We start from the raw sequence: 1,811 nt of genomic DNA on the forward strand, positions 1-1,811 counted from the left end.
GGCAAGGCAGGTATAGCGATAATACGTATATCGGGGCCTCAGGCGATCGAGATCGCCGGGAAGGTCTTCACTCCGTACCGGCCGCGAGCACGGGGAGGGGACCAGCCGAACCGAATGAAGCGCTGGACAGCCAAGTACGGGCAAGTCCACAACGCCAGAGGAGAGTTTGTGGACGAGGCTATCATGCTTGTGATGCCGGGACCCGCCAGCTACACCAGGGAAGACGTGGTAGAGATAAGCTGTCACGGCGGGACGGTCGCGGCCCAGACTCTGCTGGGATTGGTGCTGGAGGCCGGCGCCCGATTGGCGGAGCCGGGTGAGTTCACAAAGCGAGCCTTTCTCTCGGGGAGAATAGATCTCTCACAGGCAGAGGCGGTCCTCGAGATCGTGGAGGCCAGAACCGATCGTGCGCAGAAGATAGCCGCAAGATTTCTCGGAGGGCATGTTGGGAGAGCTCTTTGGCGCATGCGAGACGCGCTGGTAGATCTCCTGACCAGAGTGGAAGCTTCTCTCGATTTTCCTGAAGATGACGTCGAGCAGGTTTCGGCAGGTGAGATCGGGACCGCGGCGTTCGAACTCGCACAGGAAGTCAGTTCCGCTTTGGAGCAGGCGTCACTCGGACGGATCCTTTCCGAAGGTGCTTCCGTCGCCATCATCGGCCGGCCGAACGTTGGCAAGTCCAGCCTGCTGAACGCACTCCTGCGGGAGGACAGGGCGATCGTCGCAGAGTCTCCCGGGACCACGCGTGACTTAGTCGCTGAGGTCGCCAACATACGCGGGATACCTATACGGCTGGTCGACACGGCGGGGTTGCGTGAGTCAGATGACCCCGTGGAACGCATAGGGGTGGAAAGGGCGCGAACGGCACTCTCTGAGGCCGACGTCGCTCTGGCTGTGGTGGATCGGTCGTTGCCCCTCGAGGACGGAGACGTGGAGGTCATCCGCAGGACCCCGAGAGAATGTACGATCGTTGTTCTCAACAAAGCAGATCTGCCTCCTTCGTTGGCCAAGGACACCCTATCACGGTTTGCGGATGGCCGGACGGTGCAGGAAGTGTCGGCGCTCACAGGGGCAGGGATCCCTCAGCTGGAGGAGGCCATTGAAGAGATTGTGGTAAGAAGAGGGCGGGGCAACTCGGAAGAAGACTTCGCTTTCACATCGAGAAGAGTCGACTGCTTGCGGCGTGCAGAGGCAGCGTTGCGTGACGCAAGTGCCGGAGCGGCAGCTGGGATGCCTTTGGACATACTTGCCATCGATCTCAGAAATGCCCTGGACGCGCTGGGCGAGCTGATGGGTGAGACCACGCGCGAAGACGTCGTGGACATGATCTTTGAGCGGTTCTGCATCGGGAAGTGAGAACTCGGGGCTGCAAGGGAGGAGGCTTCGGTTGGACTATGATGTAGTAGTGATCGGATTGGGACACGCAGGGTGCGAGGCCGCACTCGCCTGCGCGCGTATGGGTTGCCGTACGCTTGGGATAACGGTGAGCATGGAGAACATAGCTCAGATGTCGTGCAATCCATCCGTGGGGGGGCCGGCAAAAGCCCACTTGGTCAGGGAAGTAGATGCTCTGGGCGGACAGATTGGACTCGCCGCTGACGAGACCTTCATACAGCTGCGGATGCTTAACACATCGAGAGGCCCTGCGGTGAGGGGTCTGAGGGCGCAGGTGGACAAGGCGGAGTACCAGGTCGCTATGCGAAACGTTCTGGAGTCCCAGGACAACCTCTGGGTTCTCCAGACCACAGTCAACGAGATCCTCACTGCTGGTGGCCGCGTCGCCGGAGTGGCAACTGAGACGGGGACGCTGA

At 60.7% G+C, this 1,811-nt stretch carries 2 protein-coding genes; both read left to right on the plus strand.

Annotated features, from left to right (window positions below; all coding sequences use genetic code 11):
• A partial coding sequence (gene mnmE / locus NUW23_06455; GenBank protein ID MCR4425819.1) for a tRNA uridine-5-carboxymethylaminomethyl(34) synthesis GTPase MnmE occupies positions 1-1,356 on the plus strand: 1,356 nt, incomplete at its 5' end.
• 31 nt (positions 1,357-1,387) lie between these two features.
• The coding region (locus NUW23_06460; GenBank protein ID MCR4425820.1) for an FAD-dependent oxidoreductase at positions 1,388-1,811 on the plus strand (424 nt) is incomplete at its 3' end.

It is taken from the genome of Bacillota bacterium (assembly GCA_024655925.1).
Classification (GTDB): Bacteria; Bacillota; DTU025; order DTU025; family JANLFS01; genus JANLFS01.